Here is a 16872-nt window from a genome sequence, read left to right on the forward strand (position 1 = left end):
CCTGGGAAGCGCCGGCGCCAGTGATGCAAAGCCCAGGCGAGTGGTGTCTCTCGCGCGTGCCAGGCGGTTCATCGGCCATGCGCGATTCGCGCTGTAGGAATCGGGCTGAGAGCGCGCGCGGCCCTGTCGATTTGATTGACGGCGGGCTCAGGCGATGTCCGACACGCGGGGCGGCGCAACGCGGTGATGTTGGCGCGACAAGGAGCATGAAATGACGGACATGACGACTACGACAACAACCAAGGACGGTGGCGGCACGCGCATGCGGGCTGTCTGTGCTTACGCGGGCCTGGCGGGCCTGATGATGGTCGCGGGCGCCACATTCGCGCAGGGCTCGTCGACAGGCAATCCCAAGGGATCGGTCGCGCCCAGCACGCAGGGCAATTCGGCGAGTCATCCAGCCGAGCCGGCGCGCACCGTGGACACCGGGCGCTCCGATCCCCTGGATTCGAGCAAGGGGCCGCCCGAGGTGCGAGGCCATCGCACGCAGCGGCCCGGAGGCGGGTCGGCCACGGGCGGGCTCACACGGCGCAATCCGCAGGACAACGCGACCTCGCCGGCACCGGCGCCCAGCAACGCGAACTCCAGGCCCGGCAAGTAGGTTGCCTGGCTCGCCCTAGGCCTGGGCGTCCGCCGGCGTCTTTTCGTCGACCGGCTCGCGCGGCAACTCGTAGAGAAAGAAGGACGACGTATCGGGCCGCGTGCGCTGCAGCAACGGCTTGGCCACGTTGTAGACCGGAACGCCGTTGATGGTGCGGCCCTCGAGCGTGCCGCGATGCGCGTGGCCGTGGAACACGGCGTCCATCGGGTAGCGCAGCAACGGGGCTTCCAGCCGGCTGCTTCCGAGGAAGGGAAAGATCTCCGCCGGTTCGCCCTCGACGGTGCCGACGATGGGCGCGTAATGCAGGAGCGCGATGCGCCGCCGCGTACGCAGCTTGGCCAACGCCGATTCGAGCTTCATCGCCTCGTTCAGCGCCTCCTGCACGAACAGCTTGATCGCGGGCTCGCCCCACGCACCGAGCGTGCCGCGGCCGAAGCCGCCGCCGAAACCTTTCACGCCGGCGATGCCCACGCCTTCGATCTCGCACGCCGAGCCGTCGAGCACGCGCACGCCCGCGTGGATCAGCGTGTCGGCGACGACCTCGGGCGTGCCCGATTCGTAGTCATGGTTGCCCAGCACCGCGACCACCGGGATGTGAACCGCGCCGAGCTCCTCGGCGAGGATGCGGGCTTCTTCCGCCGTGCCGTAGTCGGTCAGGTCGCCGCACAGCAAGAGCGCGTCGGCCGTTTCGTCGGCCTCGGCAAACAGGCTGCGCAGCGTGCCGGCGGAGTCCTTCTGGACATGGATGTCGCCGACGGCGGCAAAGCGGATGTGGGTCGAGGATTTCGGTGCAGGCATGGCGGCTCGCTTCTTCTTTCGTCTTTAGGTTCTGGAGGTTGAGCCCAGACTGGGCCGTGCCCCGCGCCACCGTCATCGGTCTCATCCCGCAGTCGCTGTAGGCGCCTGCCGACGCGCGTTGAGGCCGTTTGCTTTGCCTCCACGCCGCCGGGTCGCGCCACCTTTCGCGCATGCCATCCACGACTGCGCTCGCCCCCTCCCTCGAAGAAGAAGTCGCGCCGCATGTGGCCGACTTCTACCGCCGAAGCCTGCGCGCCCTGCGCGACGCGGGCATTCCCTTTTTGGTGGGCGGCGCCTTCTCGCTGGCCTGCTACACCGGCATCCGCCGTGCGACCAAGGACCTGGACCTGTTCATCCTGCGCGAGGACTTCGAGCGCGTTGCCGCGCTGATGCAGCAGCACGGCTGGCGCACCGAGATGACCTATCCGCACTGGCTGGCGAAGGTGTACGAGGGCGACGCATTCATCGACCTCATCTTCAACTCGGGCAACGGCGTCACGCCGGTCGATGCGCGCTGGTTTCAGGGCAACTGCCGCTCCGAGGTGCTGGGCGTGCCGGTGCACGTGGCCAATGTGGAAGACAGCCTGCTGTCCAAGGCCTTCATCATGGAACGCGAGCGTTACGACGGCGGCGACATCGCCCACCTGCTGCTGGCCCGTGCCGAGCGGCTGGACTGGGCCAGCCTGCTGGAGCGCTTCGGTCCGCATTGGCGGGTGTTGCTGGCCCACCTCGTCCTGTTCGGCTACATCTACCCCGGCGAACGCCACCGCATACCGGAATGGGTCATGACCCGCCTGAGCGGCCGCCTGGCCGATGAAGCGCACGGACCCGCGGCGCCATCGGACCGCAACGTGTGCGCCGGCACCTTGCTGTCTCGCGAGCAGTATCTCCACGATGTCCAGCAGGGCGGCTATGTGGACGGGCGCCTGACGCCTGCGAGCGGCATGACGGAGCGGGACGTGGCGGTGTGGAGCCAGGACATCGAGGCGCCACCTCCGGGGGTGGTGACCGGGAGCGACACGCCCGCGGAGCCATCGGGGGAAAGCGGCGCCAGCGAGCCACGGAGCTGACTGGGGCGCTAAAGCCGATACGTTTTCACCTCGCTTGCGGGGGAGCGCTCAGAACCTCGTTTCCACTCGCAGCCGGAATTCTTCGTCCGCGCTGCCTTCGTCGTCGGCGACCGCGATTCTCAGACGCGCCTGTTCGTGCCGCAGCGCAAGCTCGCAGCGCCGCTCGAGCGTGGTGGCGTCGTTCGGCGTGTCGTCGTCGAAGTCAATCAGGAACTGCGACTCTTCATGGGTGAGGCCATGGAGGATTTCCTGGTTCCGCGAATTGATGGCAAGGAGGCTGTCCGCCAGAAGGCGCGCACGCCGCTCGCTCGAAATTTCAAGTGTCTGCATGAAGAACTCCTTGGGTGGCGCTCTTTGTTCGAAGCTCTTCGAAAAGGATCAAAGAGGTCGAATGCATGGTCGCGCTACGGCTGGATGCCCCTGTAGGCAGGCGTCGCGTATTGCGCGCGATGAAAGCCGATTTGACCCCGAAGCAGGCGACGCGTGCGGAAGATCGCAGCGGTGCCCTGTTGCCTATTGAAGCGGGACGGCTTCCTGCACTGAGGAAAACTGAGTCATGGGCGTGGGGGGCGAACTCATCGCGGGGTCCACCAGCTGCAAATCCCGGGGCTCGCACGGCGCCGAAATCGACTTGCCGTCAAACCGCACCCGGATGTGCGAATAGTTCGCGCTGGCGACGGTGCCGAACCGGCCCTCGCAAATGACGCGGTCACCCCGTTGGAACGACGCGCCGAACCGATCCCTGATGTCTTTGAAGCTCATACCTGGCCTGTGGAAATGGAACGGCCATGGTCCCATTGCGTGGCCGCTTTCTCTGTCGGCCGTTGGGTGTTCCGAGCTGTAGGACGGGCCAGCCGCCGCGCGAGGGACAACACCGATCGGGCAAGAAAAAGCCCGCACGAGGCGGGCAAGGGTAGCCCTGAGAAGGGGAGGAGGGAGAAAACAAGGGGCTACCGAAGTGAAGTCTAACGTACTAATAGCATTGTGGTGCATCGCATTCGAACTGGATTGAAAGCAGGTTTTTCAATTCCAAGGAGTGGAATCGGCGGGATGCGGCCAAGGCACCTCCGGCCTAAGCTGGTGTATCGAAAGAAAAGCCAAGGATGCTCACCGCATGCAGCGGTGCATCCACAAGCCAAGGAGACACGCGTGCCCTCAACCTTCGCCCCTTCCCGGCGCCACTTCAACGCCATGGGAGGCGCGCTCGCGCTCACGGCGCTGGCCCCGTGCGCCTGGGCCGACAACAACACTTTCCCGTCCAAGCAGATCCGCATCGTCGTGCCGTTCTCGCCCGGCGGTCCTACCGACCTCATGGCGCGCGCGATCGGCAAGATCATGTCGACGAACCTGGGCCAGCCCGTGATCATCGACAACAAGCCCGGTGGCGGTGGCGTCATCGGCATGAGCGAGGTGAAGCACCAGCCGGCCGACGGCTACACGCTGGTGTTCCCGTCGATCCTGGCGGTGACCAATCCGGCGCTGATGCCCGGCTATCCCTTCGATACCCTGCGCGATTTCGCTCCGTTGACCGTGGTGGGTTTCGTGCCCCACGCGGTCGTGGTGCGCACCGATTTCCCCGCGCCTGACCTGCAGGCGCTGGTCGCGAGCGCGAAAGCCAGGCCGGAGGGCCTGTCGTACGGCTCGTCCGGCAACGGCACCTCGGCGCATCTGGGCGCGGCGCTGTTCGCAAAGCGCGCCGGCATGCGCGCGACGCACGTGCCCTATCGCGGCGCCGGCCCCGCGGTGCAGGACCTTTTGGGTGGGCAGATCCAGTTCATGTTCCTCGACATGAGCAGCGCCTTGCCGTTCATTCAGGCCGGCAAGCTGCGCGCGCTCGCGGTCGCGACGGCCACGCGCTTCGAGGGGCTGCCTGCCGTGCGGACCGTGGCCGAGCAGGGCTACCCCGGCTTCGAGGTACATGGCTGGTACGGCCTGCTGCTCAAGGCCGGCACGCCGGCGGCCGTGACGCAGCGCCTCTACGCCGAAGTGAAACGCGCCCTCGACACCAAGGAGGTCCGCGATCTCTTCAAGGCCCAGGGCATCACCCCCGGCGGCATGCCGCCCGAGCAGTTCACCACGCTCGTGCGCAACGACCTGGCGATGTGGAAGCGCACGGTCGACGAACTTCACATCACGCTGCAATGAAAGCCAAGGAACACCCGCGCATGCGCATCGCCATCCCCGACGACTACCAGGACTGTGTTCGCGGCCTCGACTGCTTTTCGAAGCTCGATGCCCACGAGACGCGCATCTTCAACGACACGGTCAAGGGCGCCGATGCGCTGGCCGAGCGCTTCGCCGACACGGAGGCCATCGTGCTGACACGCGAGCGCACGCGCATCGATGCGGCGCTGCTCGACCGCTTGCCCAGGCTCCGGCTGATCAGCCAGACCGGCAAGCTCGCGGGTCACGTCGACCTGGCGGCTTGCACCGCGCGCGGCGTGCTCGTGGCCGAGGGCAGCGGGGCCGGGTCCGCCACGGCTGAGCTGAGTTGGGCGCTCGCACTCGCGAGCCGCCGGCATCTGGTGGACGAAGCCAACCGCATGCGCCAGGGGCTCTGGCAGGGACACCTCGGCCAGCAACTGGGCGGGCAGCGCCTCGGTGTCTGGAGCTATGGCCGCATCGGCCGGCAGGTGGCCGCCTACGGCCGCGTGTTCGGCATGAAGGTCTGGGTGTGGGGCCGCGAGGCATCGACCGCCGCGGCGCGCGCCGACGGGTTCGAGGCGGCGCCGTCGCGCGAAGCCTTCTTCGCCGAGAGCGATGTGATCAGCCTGCACGTGCGGCTCACGGCGGAGACGCACGGGCTGGTCACGGCCGATGACCTCGCGCGCATGAAGCGCACGGCGCTGCTGGTCAACACCAGCCGTGCCGAGCTGGTCGCCGAGGGCGCGCTCGAGCGGGCGCTGCGCGCTGGCCATCCAGGGTTCGCGGCCGTCGATGTGTACGAGCAGGAGCCCGTCATGGCGAAGGACCATCCGCTCCTCGCATTGCCCAACGTGCTGTGCACGCCGCACATCGGCTATGTCGAGAAGGACAACTACGAGCGCTATTTCGGCATCGCCTTCGACAACATCAACGCGTTCGCCGAAGGGCGGCTTACCGATGTCGTGAACCCCGAAGCGCTGGAGGCCGCGCGCCGCAGGACCTGATCCGGCGGCGCGCCCACCCGGTCATCCGCGTGCGAGCACCGCCACCCCGTCCGCCGCTCGCACGCCTTCTCCCTTCGGCAGCACGAACACCGGGTTGATCTCCGCCTCGACGAGCCGCTCGCCGAGCGCGTCGATCATTCGCGAGAACGCGACGATCGCCGACACCAGCGCATCGACATCGGCCAGCTTGCGCCCCCGGAACCCATCGAGCAGCGGCCAGGTGCGCAGCTCGCGCACGAGCGAGAGCGCTTCGTCGCGGTTCAATCCACCGGGCGGCACCATGCGCAGCGCCGTGTCCTTGAGCAGTTCGGCCGTGACGCCGCCCATGCCGAGCAGCACCGCGGAGCCGAGCGGATCGCGATGGCAGCCGAGGATCAGTTCCACACCGCCTTCGACCATCTCCTGCACCAGGAACTGCGCCGGCCGCACGCCGGCGCGCTCGCTCACCTCTGCGGCCATGCGCTCGAGCCGTTCGCCGACGCGGTCTGCCGCGATGCCGACGGCCACGCCGCCGACATCGCTCTTGTGGGTGATCTCGGACGACAGGATCTTGAGCACGACCTTGTCTGCGCCCAGCTCGCGCGCCGCCGCGACCGCTTCTTCGGCGTTGCCGACGATGCGCTCGCGCACGCACGGCACGCCGAAGCGGACGAACAGGTTCTTCGCTTCTGCTTCGTTCAACGGGCCATCGGGGAGGTCGTCGATGCGGACGGTGACGGTCGCGTCACCGTCTCGCGCCGCAGGCTCTTTCCACTGCGCCGTTTCCAGCATCGCCGCGAGCGCGCTCGTGCAGCTTTCGGGCGCCATGAAGGCGGGCACACCGCGTTGGTTCAAGAGGCTCGCGATGCCGGGCGCATGCGGGCTCACGAACACGATCAGCGGCTTGTCGCTGCCCGGCAGGCTGTCGTGGATGGCGCTGGCCATCAGGTCAGGCATCGCGAGGCCCGAAGAGCCGACGATCACCACCACCGCGTCGTAGCTCGGGCTGGCCAGCAGCGAGGTGATCGCGCCGCGCAGCAGGGCAGGCTGCAGGCCCGCCAACGTGACGTCGATGGGGTTGCGGTCCAGCACCGCGTGGTCGCCGGACTGCAGCGCCCGCAGCGCGGCGGCCGTCGCTTCGTCGGGTGCCGGCGTCTCGAAGCCCGCGGTGCCGAGGCTGTCGGCCACCAGCGTTCCCGCGCCGCCGGTCGATGTGAGCACCGCGACGCGGCGGCCCGCGAGGCGCCGGCCGGTGACCAGCGCGGCGGGCAGGTCGAGCAGGTCGGAAAAGGTCTGCGCGCGGACGATGCCGACTTCGCGGAACAGCGCGTCGTACATGCGGTCCGCGCCCGCGAGCGCGCCGGTGTGGGACACGGCTGCCGCCGCGCCCGATTCGGAACGCCCGACCTTGAACACGACGACCGGCTTGCCCTTGCGCGCCGCCTTCAGCGCCGCGGCCTTGAACTTCGCGGGGTTGCGCACGCCTTCCATGTAGAGCGCGATCACCGAGGTCGCCTCGTCGTCCGCCAGGTGGTCGATGAAGTCGGCCATGTCGAGGTCGGCCTCGTTGCTGGTGGAGATCAGCTTCGACAACCCGATGCCGCGCGCCGCCGCGCGCGACAGCAGCGCGCCGAGAATGCCGCCGCTCTGCGACACGACGCCGATGCTGCCGGCCTCGAAGTCCTGCATCTCCAGCGCGCCCGTGGCCGAGAGCGTGATGCGGTCCGTGAGATTGACCAGCCCGATGGTGTTGGGCCCCAGGATGCGCATGTTGCCCGCGGCCCCCAGCAACTGCTGCTGGCGCCGCGCGCCTTCCGCGCCGACCTCGGTGTAGCCGCTGGCCAGCACGATGGCCGCCGCCGTGCCGCGCGCGGCCAGCTCGCGCACCGCCTCGTGCGCGCGCTCGGCGCCAAGCAGCACGATGCCCACGTCGGGCGCCTCGGGCAGCGATTGCACGTCGGGGTAGCTCTTGAGCCCGCCGATCACGTCGGCGCGCGGGTTCACCGGATAGATCGCGCCGCCGAAGCCGTGCTTCGTGAGGTACGCGACGGGGCGGCCCGCTGTCTTCGTCGGGTCGGCCGAGGCGCCGATCACCGCCACGCTGCGTGGCTTCATCAACCGTGCGATCGCGTTGTCGGGCATGTCGGGCAAGAGGGCGCTCATGCCGCCTTCTCCTTGCCCGCATTCAGGAACGCCAGCACCGCATCGCGATGCTGCTGCGTCGTGTAGCAGATGCCCTGCGCCTGGCTGCCCTTGGCGAACACCTGTTCGGCTGGCGATTCGAAGCTCTGGTTCAGGATCGACTTGCCCAGCGCGATCGCCGCCGCGGAGCCTTGCGACAGCTCGGTCGCCCATGCGTGCGCATCGGCGAGCAGGTTCTGCGCGCTGGTCACGCGGTCGGCAATGCCGAGCCGCAACGCTTCGTCGGGCTCGACCTTGCGGCCGGTGAAGATCAGTTCCTTGGCGCGCGAAAGGCCCACGCGACGTGGCAGGAAATACATGCCGCCGCCATCCGGAATCAGCCCGCGCTTGATGTAGCTCCACGCGAAGCTGGCGGCGTCGGAGGCCAGCACGAAATCGCAGGCCATCGCCATGTCGGCGCCGAGCCCGTTGGCGCCGCCGTTGACGGCCGCGATCACCGGCTTGGGCATCGTGTGGAGCAGCGACACCGAGTGGTGCACGCGCTGCTGACGGCTCCAGCCGTTGAAGCCGACCTCGCCCGCGGGTGCGTCCATGCGCCGCTGCATGCCGGCCACGTCGCCGCCCGCGCAGAAGCCCTTGCCGGCGCCGGTCAGCACCAGCGCGCGCACGCTGTTGTCGGCACCGATTTTTTCGAGCGCAGCGATGAAGTCGCTGCGCATGCCGTCGGTGATGGCGTTGCGTTTCTCGGGGCGGTTCAGCGTCAGGGTCGCGATGCCGGCGCGGATTTCCAGCTCGATCAGCGACGGTGCCGTGTCGGGTGTGGTGGTGGTGCTCATGGGGAATGTTCCTCAGTCTGTGGTGATGTGGTTGTCCTTGACGACCTTGCGCCAGCGCACTTCTTCGGCGCGCACGTAGGTGTCGAGTTGCGCGGGCGCGCCGACGTCGACGGCGAGGCCTTCCGCTTCGGTCTGCTTGATGAAGGCGGGCGTCTTGACGGCTTTCTTGACCGCGGCGTTGAGCTGGTCGATCACATCCTTGGGCGTCTTGGCCGCGACGTAGAGGCCGTACCAGCTTTCGGCCGCATAGCCGGGCACGCCGGCCTCGGCGAGCGTCGGCACGCTGGCGTAGGCAGGGGAACGGCGCGCGGTGGTCACGCCGAGCGCGCGCATCTTGCCGCTGTCCACGAAGGGGCGCACGGCCGATGCGGTGGCGAACATCATGTCCACCTGGCCGCCCAGCAGGTCGGTCATGGCGGGGCCGGCGCCGCGGTAGGGAATGTGCGTCAGATCGACCTTGGCGAGGTTCTTGAAGAGCTCGCCGGCCAGGTGCGCCGAGGTGCCGTTGCCCTGCGATGCAAAGGTCAGCTTGCCCGGCTTCGCCTTGGCTGCGGCGATGAGGTCCGCGACGGTCTTGTAGGGGCTGTCGGTGCGCACCACCAGCACGTTGGGCGAGACGCCGATCAGCGCCACGGGTGCGAAGGCCTTGTCGGTGTCGTAGGGCAGCTTGGCCTGCAGCGCCGGGTTCACCGCATGCGCGAAGGTCGCCATGACGAGCGTGTAGCCATCGGGCGCGCTCTTGGCGACGAAGTCGCTGCCGATGATCGTGCCGGCGCCCGGCTTGTTGTCGACGATGACGGGCTGGCCCAGCGCCTCCGACATGCCGACGCCGAGCGTGCGCGTGATCGCATCGGTGCCGCCGCCGGGCGCGAAGGGCACCACGATGCGCAGCGGCTTGTCGGGGAAGGCAGCCCAGGTGGCGAGCGGCGCAATGGCGATCAGCGATAGCGCGAGCGCACGAAACGGTGTGAATGTCGGCATGCCTGTGTCTCTCTTTGTAGGGGGAAGCTAGGGGATGAAGCGAGCCTTCAGCTTAGGTCGCATACTCCGGCCGCGCACCGGTCCAATTCCACTGAATGGAAATAGAGGACGGCCCGCCCCTCTGGGAATCAAGGAGACAACATGGCAAGCACGCTCAACCGTTCGCTCGAACGGGGCATGGAAATCCTTCGCGCCTTCCGGCCTGGCTCCACCTTGCTCGGCAACAGCGAGATCGCAGAGCGCACCGGCCTCTCGCCCGCGACGGTGAGCCGCCTCACGCAGACGCTGGTGGTGGCCGGCATGCTGGCGCACGACCGGAGTGCGCGCGCCTACCGATTGGCCGCACCGGTGTTGAGCCTGGCGCATGCCATGCGCACCGGCTCGGTCGTGCTGCAGGCCGCGGCGCCGCTGATGCGGGCGCTGGCCGAAAAGCTGCGCATCAATGTCGGGCTGGCGGTGGCCGACCGCTCGGAGATGGTCTATCTGGAATCGATCCGCTACAACCGCCGCGCGTCGCTGCGCAGCGTGGTGAGTGGGCAGCGCGTGCCGATCGAGCTGACCTCGCTGGGACGCGCCTGGCTGGCCGTGGCGCCGGCCGACGCGCGCGAGGCGCTGTTCGCGGAATTCGCCGCACGAAGAACCGACTGGCCCTGGCTGCGCAAGGACATCGAGAAGTCCATCGAGAGCGTCGTGCTGCGGGGCTGGTGCGCCGCCTCGTGGCAGCCGGAAGTGGTGGCGCTGGCCGCGCCGCTGAAGCTGGAATCCGCGTGGGGCTACGTGTTGAACGTGAGCGTGTCGTCCACGGAATCATCGAGCGACGTGGCGGGTGAACTCGCCGCGCCGCTGTTGGCCCTGAGCCAGAAGATCACCCGCGCGGTGGACACGCGGGAGCCCGCCGGCGCGATGCGCTAGCAGGCCTTCGTCGATGTCAGCGGCGGACCTTGCCGTCTTCCGTGAGCATCGACAGCTCGACGTAGTTCGACGCCTTGTGGTCGCGCGCGCTGAAGTCGACGTGGAAGCCGCCGAAGTCGGTGTTCTGCATCGATTCGAGCCCGGCGACGAGCGAGTCGCGCGTGGCCGGCTTGCCGGCGCGCTTCAGGCCTTCGGTGAACACCTTGGCCGCCACGTAGCCTTCCATGCTCGAGTAGTTCGGCTTGGCGTCGCCGCCGGCCTTGCGCACGGCCTCCACGTACTCGCGCGAGATCGCGGTGCTCGTGGAGAACGGGGAGGGCATCACTTGGCTGATCACCACGCCGCGGGCTTCCTTGCCGAGCTCGTCGGCCAGTGCCTGCGTGCCGACGAACGACACGTTGAAGAAGGTGCCGCCGTAGCCGGCCTTGCGCGCCTCGCGGATGAACGCGGCGCACGCCTTGTAGGCACCCACCTGGATCACGGCGGCGGGCTGGGCGGCCATGATGTCCTTCACCGCCTTGCTCACGTTGACCGAGTTGCGCTCGACGGTGCCGATGGCAACCGGCGCCAGGCCGATGGGCTTGAGCGCGCTGAGGACGCCCGAGAGTCCGGCCTGTCCGTAGGCGTCGTTCTGGTGGAACACCGCGATCTTCTGGATGCCGAGCGAGGTGAGCTGCTTGACGATGAGCGCGGTCTCGTCGTCGTACGAGGCGCGCACGTGGAACACGGTCTTGCGGAACGGATCGCGCAATGCCTCGGCACCGGTGAAGGGGCCGAAGAACGGGATCTTCGCGGCGTCGACCAGCGGCATCGCGGCCATGCAGGTGGGCGTGCCGACGTAGCCGAAGAGGGCGAAGACGTCGTCCTTGATGAGCTTGTCGGTGTTGGCCTTGCAGCGCTCGGGCTCGTAGCCGTCGTCGAGCGTGCGCAGTTCGATGGTGCGGCCGTTAACACCGCCGGTGGCGTTGAGCGCGTCGAAGTAGATGCGCGCGCCCTGGTTCATCTGCAGGCCCAGTTGCTCCGCGGGGCCGCTGAAGGCGGCGGATTGGCCGAGCACGATGCGTGCGGGTTGGGCAAGGGCGGGGAGTGCGATGGCGGCGCCGGCAACGGCAACGTACTTGATCGCGTCTCTGCGGTGGAGGGAGGTTTTGAGGAAGGGCATGGGATGGCGATGCCGAGCGGTCGAAGCCTCTCCGGGGAAGCCGACAGGCCCTTCGCCGCTCGTGTGGAAAGGTAATCCAGTGTAACCGTGAGTTCGGGTAAACCCTCGGTTCAGTCGGGCTATCGCACCCCGAACAACCCCGCCGCATTCCCCCACGCCACGCGCTGCGCGACGGCCGGCGGCAGGTCGCCGAGCCAGTTGCGGTAGCCCTGCATGGTCTCGTCGTAGGAACTCCAGCGCTGGTTGACCCAGGTGTCGGAACCGACGAGGAAGCGGTCGGGAAACGCCAGGATCAGCTCGCGCCACGGCGCGCACAGCTTGCCGCCTTCGCAGGTGAGGCCCGGGCGGTACGACAGCTCGCCCATCAGCTTCGGATAGCGCTCCAGCATCTGCCGCACCCGCGCGACCGGCGCGCCGCCGATACCGGTGTGCGCCCAGATCAGCCGCAGCTCGCGGCCTTGCGTGGGCGAGTGCGCCATCAGCAGGTCGACCGCCTCGTCGTCCACGTGCGCGAGCACGGCGAGCTGGCGCTGCTCGGCCAGCAGCATCAGCTTCTTTGCGACCGGGCCGTTGGCGTTGGCGCTCTCGTACAGGTGGAATTCGCCGATGCCGCGGTAGGGGCCGCTCGCGGTGCCGCGTGCGAGTTCGGTCTGCACCATCTCGTAGATGGTCTCGTCGCGGAACCAGTTGGTGTAGTCGGCGCGGTTGCGGTAGAGGCGCACGAAGGGCACGACCGTGACGCCGGCTTCGCGCGTCTCGCGCAGCGCCGCGAGCGTGCGCGTGCCTTCGTTGGGCCGCGAGTTGCCGACGATGGCGCGCACGCCGTTGCGCTGCATGCGCGCGAGCGCCTCGGCCGGCGGAAACGGGCCGCTGCTGCCGTTCCAGGCTTCCTCGTTGTAGTGGAGATGGGCGTCGAAGATCGGGCCGGTGTAGTCGGCCGCCTGTGCCGAAAAAGCGAAGACCGCGCCGCAGGCCAGGAGCGCAGCGCGAAAGAGGGAGGAAGAGAAGGGAGCCATGGATGTTCCTTGCGAGATGCCCGTGGAAGACACGCGATCGTCGATGCAGAATCGGTTTCGATCAACGGAGCCTTTCCCGATGTCTGCTGAACAAGACCGCCAGTACCTCACGCCGTACGAAAACGGCAACCGCAACCAGACCACCACCTGGGCCGAATGCGTCGCTTTCTACGAACGGCTCGCGAAGGACTTTCCCTCGGTGCTGCGATGGACGCAGATCGGCACCTCGGACAACGGCATTCCGATGCACGTGGGCATCGTCACTGCCGATGCGCAGTTCGACCGCGAGGCGCTCAAGCGCGAGGGGCGTCCGGTCTTCTTCAACAACAACGGCATCCACCCGGGCGAGCCCGAGGGCATCGACACCTGCATGGCGCTGGTGCGCGATTTCTGCACCGAGCCCGCGCGGCTCGCGGCACTGGGCGACACGGTCTTCCTGTTCATTCCGGTCTACAACGTGGACGGCTGCCTCAACCGGCAAAGCACATCCCGCGTCAATCAACTGGGCCCGGAATCGTTCGGCTTTCGCGGCAACGCGCGGCACCTGGACCTGAACCGCGACTTCATCAAGTGCGACAGCCTCGCCGCACAGGCGTTCAACCGCTTCTTCACCGCGTGGGACCCGGACGTGATGGTCGACACCCACACCTCGAACGGTGCCGACTACGCCTACACGATGACGCTGATCCCGACCCAGCCCGACAAGCTCGGCGGCGGCCTCGGCCGGTTCCTGCGCGGCCGCATGCTGCCGGCGATCTACGGCGACATGGACGCGCGCGGCTGGCCCACCTGCCCCTACGTGAACTGCGTGGCCGAGACGCCCGACGACGGCATCGCCGACTTCCTCGATTCGCCGCGCTTCTCGACCGGCTACGCGGCGCTGCACCACACCATCGGCTTCATGCCCGAGACGCACATGCTCAAGCCCTACGCCGACCGTGTCGCGGCGATGCGGACGCTGGTCGAGGTGGTGCTGGATTTCACTGTCGCGCATGCGGCGGAAATTCAGGTGCTGCGCCGTGAGGCCAAGGCCGGTGCCGCGCAGCAGGCGCAGTGGCCGCTGTTGTGGCGTTCGGACCAGAGCCGGCCGAACAGCTTTCGCTTCAAGGGGTACGAGGCGGTCTACACGCCGAGCAGCCTGGGCAACTACCAGCGCCTGTCTTACGACCGCAATCAGCCTTGGGAAAAAGACATCCCGTACTTCGATCGCTTCGTGGAAGAGGTGGCCGTCGCCGCGCCCAAGGCCTATCTCGTTCCGCAGGCCTGGCGCGAAGTGATCGAGCGGCTGGAGTGGAACGGCGTGGCGCTGCGCAGGTTGGAAGAAGACGAGGTCTTCGAGAACGCCCGCGTGTACCGCATCGAGCACGTGGCCCCGCGCCCCGGTCCGTACGAAGGGCACATGTTCCATGACGAGGTGACGCTCATTCCGCGCACCGAGACCGTCCATGCGCGCGCGGGCGACGTGTGGATTTCGCTCGACCAGCCCAAGGCCCGCTACATCGTCGAAACGCTGGAGCCCGAAGCCCACGACAGCTTCTTTCGCTGGGGTTTCTTCAACGGCGTGCTCGAAAAGAAGGAGAGCTTCTCGGCCTACGTGTTCGAAGACACGGCGCACCGGATGCTGGAAGAGGAGCCGGCGCTGAAGGCCGGCTTCGATGCATGGAAGAAGAACAACCCCGACAAGCTCGGCGACCCGCAGGCGGTACTGGGCTTTATCTTTGCGCACGGCCAGCGCCATGCGGAGGCCGGGTGGCGACGCTACCCGGTGGTGGGATTGAGCTGACGCCGCGCCGTTCTACTTCGCGGGGTGATCTCGCCGATAGAGCGCCCACTCCTCGATCTCTTTGCCATCGGGCAACTGGCAGATGCCGTACTGCCCCTTGTCGTTCGACTTCATCAGCGTCTTGCCGCCGAGCTTCTGGCAATAGACCGATGCCGGGTTCGCCATGCCGACCCGGGGCGGTTCGGGCTGAGGTTGGGGTTGCGCACAGGCCGTGAGAACGAGTGCGCAGTAGGGGAGCAGCAGGTACTTGTGGGTCATCGGGCCAGTGTTGTAGATGTCGTCGTTTTCGGCTTCGACGACGGCTCCCACGAATCGGGTGTGGTCGCGACCAGTCCCTTGAAGTCCTTCCACGACCGCGCGCCCGGCACGGTGCGCCCGCCGATCACCACCACCTTCGCATACGCGACCATGCGCTCGCGCAGGTAGCGGCGGTCCGATTCGGGCCAGGTCTCGATCGAATGCGGTCCGCGCGCCAGCACGATTTCCTTCACGCCGCGGATGCGGTTGTAGGCCGCGACGGTGCCCTCCAGCGTTTCCGCGCGGTCCCACAGGCCCTTGCCGAAGAAGGCCGCGGGCCAGCGGTCCATGCCCGCGAGCGGAGCGGAGTTCGGATAGAAAAGGATGTGGTGGTCCGCCGCCATGCCGCCCAGGAACAGGTTGCGGTCCGCGAGATCGGGCGCGTCGCCCACATAGCCCGCGCCGCTCGCGAACGACGACAGCAAGATCGCGCCGCGGATGTTTCGCAGGCCCCGGGGCTTGGCGCAGGTGACTTCCGGCAGGTCGAAGCTGCAGGAGGCGACGTAGTTGGTGGTCATCGCCCAGGCGGTCGACATCGAGCCGCGCGAGTAGCCGCCCAGCACCAGCGGAATCTCGTTGGCCTTCATGCCCGCCAGCAGCCGGCCGCGCGCGGCGGTGCCCTCGAGCACCTCGCCCGAGGGCGTGAGCATGCGCAGGCCCCGGCCGTCTTCGAGCTGCCCGAGCGTGCGGAACACGTCCTCGCCTTGCTCCAGCGTGTTGGTGTCGCTGAAGCCGCCCGAGATGCCTTCGCCGCGCCGGTCGTAGGCCAGCACGTCGAAGCCCGCCTGGTTCAGCGCATGCAGGTTCTCGCGCCACCAGCGCTGGCCCATGGTTTCGGTGGTGGCGTTGGGGAACTGGATGGGCGTGGTCTTGCCCGTTTTCTCGTCGATGCGGTAGGAGACCTCGTCCGGATGCTGGATCGCCGTGAGCTGCCCGCCGCCACCCGGCGCCATGATCGCAAGCGCGCGCACCTTGCCGCCCTTGCCATCGTCCACGCCGGCGCCTTCGATGTACCAGCCGCGCAGCTTGATGTCGGCGGTCTTCTTCAGGTCGATGCGCTCGAAGGCATCGGGCGGCACGGTGAACTCGACTGTGTAGGTGCGGCCTTCCGCTTCGGCGATGCCTTCGCGGTAGGGCGCCTTCGCGAAGAAGGCGGGCCGGCGGATCTGCTTCAGGTCGACCTGCCCGTCGGGATCGATCTTTCCGGAGGGATCGACCACGCCGGTGGAGCGCGTGGCGCGCTCCTTGTTCGGCGGGAGCCAGCGCTGCATCTGCGCGTTGATGCGCTTGAAGCAGGCCGCATCTTCCTTGCAGGCGCGCCATCGGGCCTTGAGCTTGTCGTCGGTGAATTCGCTGATGTGATAGTCGCCGCCCGCGTAGCTCGCCGGCGTGGGGTTGGCCGTGAGCAGCAGTGGCACGCAGACGGTGTTGCCCGTGCCCTTGGGGCCCTGGTGCAGCAGGTAGCCGGGCAGCATCGCATTGCGGTCGGTGCCGACCCAGGCGGTGCAGTCGGTGGGCGGCGGCGTGCTGTTGTCAGCCTGTCGCTTGGCTTCGGTGCTGCCCGTGCAGGCCGACAGCGCGAGCAGTGCACAAAGGCCCAGTGCGCAGAGACTTCGTTCGAGGCGGGGCGACAGGTCGTTGAGGGTCATGCGGGCGAGGGCTCGTGCAGGGAGGCGTGCCATTGTGTGCGCCGTCCATGACGGAAGCCGGGGGGCAATGGCGCTTTGTGATGCGGGAGGGCTCCTACCGCGCGGGCCGGGCTGTCCAGTGGAACGCGATTTCAGTCCGACCGGCAATAAAGCAGGTCTGCGGAATTTATTGCCGCTCTGGTAATAGTTCCTTGGGTCGCACGAGGGCGAGCCACTACCCTCGACCCCCTCATATGGAAGCAACCCCCTTTGCCATCGACCTGCCGGAGCACTGGACCGGCTCCTTCAAGCTCACGCAGACACCCGCCGGCAGCTATGTCGGCATGGCCAGCCTGAGCTTCGGCGGCGATCCTCGATGGGTGCTCGTGATCACCCCGCAACTCAGCCTGGACGCCGCCATGGAGCGCGTCAGGCTCCGGGTCGGCCACTTCATCCGCGAGCGGAGCGCGAGGCCCGGCGCCTGACGTGCAATCCCCGAGCCCCTGCAACGCGGCCCG

Annotated in this window: 17 protein-coding genes; 7 read left to right on the top strand and 10 right to left on the bottom strand. The window is 67.9% G+C overall.

Features of this window, described 5'->3' with window-relative positions:
- Positions 1–220: 220 nt before the first annotated feature.
- Positions 221–601: a hypothetical protein gene (locus tag QFZ83_RS08140; protein WP_307504785.1), complete on the top strand. Its 381-nt coding sequence runs from the start codon at positions 221–223 to the stop codon at positions 599–601.
- Positions 602–616: 15 nt separating this feature from the next.
- Here QFZ83_RS08140 and QFZ83_RS08145 read toward each other — a convergent pair whose 3' ends face one another.
- Positions 617–1399, bottom strand: a complete 783-nt coding sequence (locus QFZ83_RS08145) for a metallophosphoesterase (protein ID WP_306878633.1) — start codon at positions 1397–1399, stop codon at positions 617–619.
- 170 nt (positions 1400–1569) lie between these two features.
- Between QFZ83_RS08145 and QFZ83_RS08150 the strand changes: the two genes are divergently transcribed.
- Positions 1570–2469: a nucleotidyltransferase gene (locus QFZ83_RS08150; protein ID WP_307504789.1), complete on the top strand. Its 900-nt coding sequence runs from the start codon at positions 1570–1572 to the stop codon at positions 2467–2469.
- Between the two features lie 48 nt (positions 2470–2517).
- Here QFZ83_RS08150 and QFZ83_RS08155 read toward each other — a convergent pair whose 3' ends face one another.
- Entirely contained in the window at positions 2518–2799 is a 282-nt protein-coding gene (locus tag QFZ83_RS08155; RefSeq protein WP_306878631.1) for a hypothetical protein, read from the bottom strand.
- Between the two features lie 183 nt (positions 2800–2982).
- Positions 2983–3231 carry a hypothetical protein gene (locus tag QFZ83_RS08160; protein WP_307504791.1) on the bottom strand — a complete coding sequence of 83 codons (249 nt, stop codon included), beginning with the start codon at positions 3229–3231 and terminating at the stop codon, positions 2983–2985.
- A gap of 387 nt (positions 3232–3618) precedes the next feature.
- Here QFZ83_RS08160 and QFZ83_RS08165 point away from each other — a divergent pair, with 387 nt between their 5' ends.
- Positions 3619–4614 (top strand): tripartite tricarboxylate transporter substrate binding protein, encoded by a 996-nt coding sequence (locus tag QFZ83_RS08165; RefSeq protein WP_307504793.1) that lies wholly within the window; start codon positions 3619–3621, stop codon positions 4612–4614.
- 20 nt (positions 4615–4634) lie between these two features.
- Entirely contained in the window at positions 4635–5618 is a 984-nt protein-coding gene (locus QFZ83_RS08170; RefSeq protein WP_307512659.1) for a D-2-hydroxyacid dehydrogenase family protein, read from the top strand.
- A 21-nt stretch (positions 5619–5639) separates the two neighbouring features.
- Here QFZ83_RS08170 and QFZ83_RS08175 read toward each other — a convergent pair whose 3' ends face one another.
- Genes QFZ83_RS08175 through QFZ83_RS08185 form a run of 3 tightly spaced genes read right to left on the bottom strand, consistent with a single transcriptional unit; the run spans position 5640 to position 9556 of the window.
- On the bottom strand, positions 5640–7760 hold the full coding sequence (locus tag QFZ83_RS08175; protein ID WP_307504796.1) for an acetate--CoA ligase family protein: 2121 nt from the start codon (positions 7758–7760) through the stop codon (positions 5640–5642).
- Complete coding sequence (locus QFZ83_RS08180; RefSeq protein ID WP_307504799.1) at positions 7757–8575, bottom strand: enoyl-CoA hydratase/isomerase family protein; 819 nt, start codon at positions 8573–8575, stop codon at positions 7757–7759. Before QFZ83_RS08180 ends, QFZ83_RS08175 begins: the two co-directional genes overlap by 4 nt.
- A gap of 12 nt (positions 8576–8587) precedes the next feature.
- Positions 8588–9556 (bottom strand): tripartite tricarboxylate transporter substrate binding protein, encoded by a 969-nt coding sequence (locus QFZ83_RS08185; protein ID WP_307504801.1) that lies wholly within the window; start codon positions 9554–9556, stop codon positions 8588–8590.
- 141 nt (positions 9557–9697) lie between these two features.
- Between QFZ83_RS08185 and QFZ83_RS08190 the strand changes: the two genes are divergently transcribed.
- A complete protein-coding gene (locus QFZ83_RS08190; protein WP_307504804.1) occupies positions 9698–10468 on the top strand; it encodes an IclR family transcriptional regulator in 771 nt (256 codons plus the stop codon).
- Positions 10469–10484: 16 nt separating this feature from the next.
- Here the strand turns inward: QFZ83_RS08190 and QFZ83_RS08195 are convergent, their stop codons facing one another.
- Both QFZ83_RS08195 and QFZ83_RS08200 read right to left on the bottom strand, forming a co-directional pair.
- Positions 10485–11630: an ABC transporter substrate-binding protein gene (locus QFZ83_RS08195; protein WP_307504807.1), complete on the bottom strand. Its 1146-nt coding sequence runs from the start codon at positions 11628–11630 to the stop codon at positions 10485–10487.
- 119 nt (positions 11631–11749) lie between these two features.
- Complete coding sequence (locus QFZ83_RS08200; RefSeq protein ID WP_307504810.1) at positions 11750–12646, bottom strand: amidohydrolase family protein; 897 nt, start codon at positions 12644–12646, stop codon at positions 11750–11752.
- 79 nt (positions 12647–12725) lie between these two features.
- On the opposite strand from QFZ83_RS08200, the gene QFZ83_RS08205 reads away from it, so the two are divergent.
- Positions 12726–14429: a M14 family zinc carboxypeptidase gene (locus QFZ83_RS08205; protein ID WP_307504813.1), complete on the top strand. Its 1704-nt coding sequence runs from the start codon at positions 12726–12728 to the stop codon at positions 14427–14429.
- A 12-nt stretch (positions 14430–14441) separates the two neighbouring features.
- Here the strand turns inward: QFZ83_RS08205 and QFZ83_RS08210 are convergent, their stop codons facing one another.
- Together QFZ83_RS08210 and QFZ83_RS08215 are read right to left on the bottom strand one after the other, a co-directional pair.
- Positions 14442–14687, bottom strand: a complete 246-nt coding sequence (locus QFZ83_RS08210) for a DUF333 domain-containing protein (protein WP_307504816.1) — start codon at positions 14685–14687, stop codon at positions 14442–14444.
- Positions 14684–16375 carry a hypothetical protein gene (locus QFZ83_RS08215; protein ID WP_307504819.1) on the bottom strand — a complete coding sequence of 564 codons (1692 nt, stop codon included), beginning with the start codon at positions 16373–16375 and terminating at the stop codon, positions 14684–14686. The genes QFZ83_RS08210 and QFZ83_RS08215 overlap by 4 nt, the downstream gene beginning before the upstream one ends.
- Positions 16376–16608: 233 nt before the next feature.
- On the opposite strand from QFZ83_RS08215, the gene QFZ83_RS08220 reads away from it, so the two are divergent.
- A complete protein-coding gene (locus QFZ83_RS08220) occupies positions 16609–16839 on the top strand; it encodes a hypothetical protein (RefSeq protein ID WP_307504823.1) in 231 nt (76 codons plus the stop codon).
- Positions 16840–16872 lie beyond the last annotated feature (33 nt).

It is taken from the genome of Variovorax sp. W1I1, from assembly GCF_030815625.1.
In the GTDB taxonomy this organism is placed as follows: Bacteria; Pseudomonadota; Gammaproteobacteria; order Burkholderiales; family Burkholderiaceae_C; genus Variovorax; species Variovorax paradoxus_C.

Bases quoted from the DNA above. Each gene is read 5' to 3' on its own strand.
- QFZ83_RS08140 (WP_307504785.1), top strand. From the start codon at position 221: ATGACGACTACGACAACAACCAAGGACGGTGGCGGCACGCGCATGCGG.
- QFZ83_RS08145 (WP_306878633.1), bottom strand. From the start codon at position 1,399: ATGCCTGCACCGAAATCCTCGACCCACATCCGCTTTGCCGCCGTCGGC.
- QFZ83_RS08150 (WP_307504789.1), top strand. From the start codon at position 1,570: ATGCCATCCACGACTGCGCTCGCCCCCTCCCTCGAAGAAGAAGTCGCG.
- QFZ83_RS08155 (WP_306878631.1), bottom strand. From the start codon at position 2,799: ATGCAGACACTTGAAATTTCGAGCGAGCGGCGTGCGCGCCTTCTGGCG.
- QFZ83_RS08160 (WP_307504791.1), bottom strand. From the start codon at position 3,231: ATGAGCTTCAAAGACATCAGGGATCGGTTCGGCGCGTCGTTCCAACGG.
- QFZ83_RS08170 (WP_307512659.1), top strand. From the start codon at position 4,635: ATGCGCATCGCCATCCCCGACGACTACCAGGACTGTGTTCGCGGCCTC.
- QFZ83_RS08175 (WP_307504796.1), bottom strand. From the start codon at position 7,760: ATGAGCGCCCTCTTGCCCGACATGCCCGACAACGCGATCGCACGGTTG.
- QFZ83_RS08180 (WP_307504799.1), bottom strand. From the start codon at position 8,575: ATGAGCACCACCACCACACCCGACACGGCACCGTCGCTGATCGAGCTG.
- QFZ83_RS08185 (WP_307504801.1), bottom strand. From the start codon at position 9,556: ATGCCGACATTCACACCGTTTCGTGCGCTCGCGCTATCGCTGATCGCC.
- QFZ83_RS08190 (WP_307504804.1), top strand. From the start codon at position 9,698: ATGGCAAGCACGCTCAACCGTTCGCTCGAACGGGGCATGGAAATCCTT.
- QFZ83_RS08195 (WP_307504807.1), bottom strand. From the start codon at position 11,630: ATGCCCTTCCTCAAAACCTCCCTCCACCGCAGAGACGCGATCAAGTAC.
- QFZ83_RS08200 (WP_307504810.1), bottom strand. From the start codon at position 12,646: ATGGCTCCCTTCTCTTCCTCCCTCTTTCGCGCTGCGCTCCTGGCCTGC.
- QFZ83_RS08205 (WP_307504813.1), top strand. From the start codon at position 12,726: ATGTCTGCTGAACAAGACCGCCAGTACCTCACGCCGTACGAAAACGGC.
- QFZ83_RS08210 (WP_307504816.1), bottom strand. From the start codon at position 14,687: ATGACCCACAAGTACCTGCTGCTCCCCTACTGCGCACTCGTTCTCACG.
- QFZ83_RS08215 (WP_307504819.1), bottom strand. From the start codon at position 16,375: ATGACCCTCAACGACCTGTCGCCCCGCCTCGAACGAAGTCTCTGCGCA.
- QFZ83_RS08220 (WP_307504823.1), top strand. From the start codon at position 16,609: ATGGAAGCAACCCCCTTTGCCATCGACCTGCCGGAGCACTGGACCGGC.